Source organism: Alicyclobacillus shizuokensis NBRC 103103 (assembly GCF_001552255.1).
In the GTDB taxonomy this organism is placed as follows: Bacteria; Bacillota; Bacilli; order Alicyclobacillales; family Alicyclobacillaceae; genus Alicyclobacillus_G; species Alicyclobacillus_G shizuokensis.
The window spans coordinates 1-1,196 of the sequence record NZ_BCQV01000120.1; the positions used below are offsets into that span (position 1 = coordinate 1).

General features: G+C 51.8%; 3 protein-coding genes. 2 read left to right on the forward strand and 1 reads right to left on the reverse strand.

The genetic code is table 11. The annotated features are described in order from the left end of the window. The coding region (locus ASH01S_RS17575) for a transposase (protein ID WP_174520741.1) at positions 1-463 on the forward strand (463 nt) is incomplete at its 5' end. A gap of 116 nt (positions 464-579) precedes the next feature. Then, positions 580-969: an SRPBCC family protein gene (locus ASH01S_RS17580; RefSeq protein ID WP_083517344.1), complete on the forward strand. Its 390-nt coding sequence runs from the start codon at positions 580-582 to the stop codon at positions 967-969. Here ASH01S_RS17580 and ASH01S_RS19115 read toward each other — a convergent pair. Beyond that, a partial coding sequence (locus ASH01S_RS19115) for a hypothetical protein (protein ID WP_217996364.1) occupies positions 920-1,196 on the reverse strand: 277 nt, incomplete at its 5' end. The two genes, ASH01S_RS17580 and ASH01S_RS19115, sit on opposite strands and share 50 nt — an antisense overlap.

Sequence of the window (1,196 nt, forward strand, 5' to 3'; positions counted from 1 at the left end):
CCTCATGAGAAATCTGCTGGATGCCACCCCCAAAGCGTTGCAGGAGGACGTCTACAAGCGTGTACGAGCGATTCTAGAGGCACCAGACCTGAAGACGGCTCGACTGCTGATGAATGAGTTTGTGGAGGAATTCGCTGACAAAGCGCCCAAGGCCGTGCGGGTGCTGGAGGACGGTTTTGACGACGTAACGGCGGTTCTGGCGCTGCCAGACCGATACCGTCGCCGGCTGCGGACGACGAATGGTGTGGAGCGGCTGAACGAAGAAATCCGGCGCAGAGAACGGGTGATTCGCATCTTTCCGAACCGAGAATCCGCTATCCGGCTGTTGGGGGCGCTGCTGATGGAAATCGACGAAGCCTGGACCACGGGACACCGTTACCTGAATATGGACGAGTACTGGCAGTGGAAGAAACAGCAGCAAGAATCAGGCCAACAAGCTAAGCTCCATATCCTAAACGCCTGACTGTGAACATTTTGTGACGTCTACCAGAGACGGGATTTTACACACAATCTCGGACTTGATCTATATCTGTACCTGACATTTCGTCGCGACCATATCATCTAACGGTTGAGCGGCTAATGGAATCGTCTCCTGAAGTGCTTTTCCGAGCATGGACAGAGCAGTTTGACCGTTGGTTCGCTGCTCCTGGGTCGGTGATAATGCAAGGTAAAGTCAATACAGTTTTCTTCTTCGAGACGCAGTTTGAGGGAAAGCGGCATCCTCATTATGGACGATTTCTGAGACTCGAACGTGACCGTCTCGTTCAATTGACGTGGGTTACTGGGGCTGGAGGCACTAAGGGAGCGGAAACGGTTGTCACGGTTGAACTTAAACCCCACAGCAACGGCACCCACCTTCGTCTGACACACGCAGGTTTCCCAGATGAGGAGTCAAGGAATCAGCACGAACAGGCATGGCCTATTGTTCTTGAACAGCTTGACAATCGGATGATGGCAAGCAACGCATAATCAACATGGCAATGACACGCTCCATTTGCCGACAATCGTTGTGGTCAGCCATTGGAAATGACGGTGCCAACATTGCTTGTTGAACAAAAGGGGGCGTTAACGACATAAGGAAACGCTGACCAAATTGCATAAATATAAATAACGCGGTATATCGGAGCGCCGCGTTTTTCTGCATTTTTAAGTTGCGGAAAACACGTTCGGGAAGCGATAGTTCAGCGCCATATCCC

What these genes read in the sequence shown, in the direction of transcription:
- ASH01S_RS17580 (WP_083517344.1), top strand. Translation starts at nt 580, where the DNA reads ATGGAATCGTCTCCTGAAGTGCTTTTCCGAGCATGGACAGAGCAGTTT.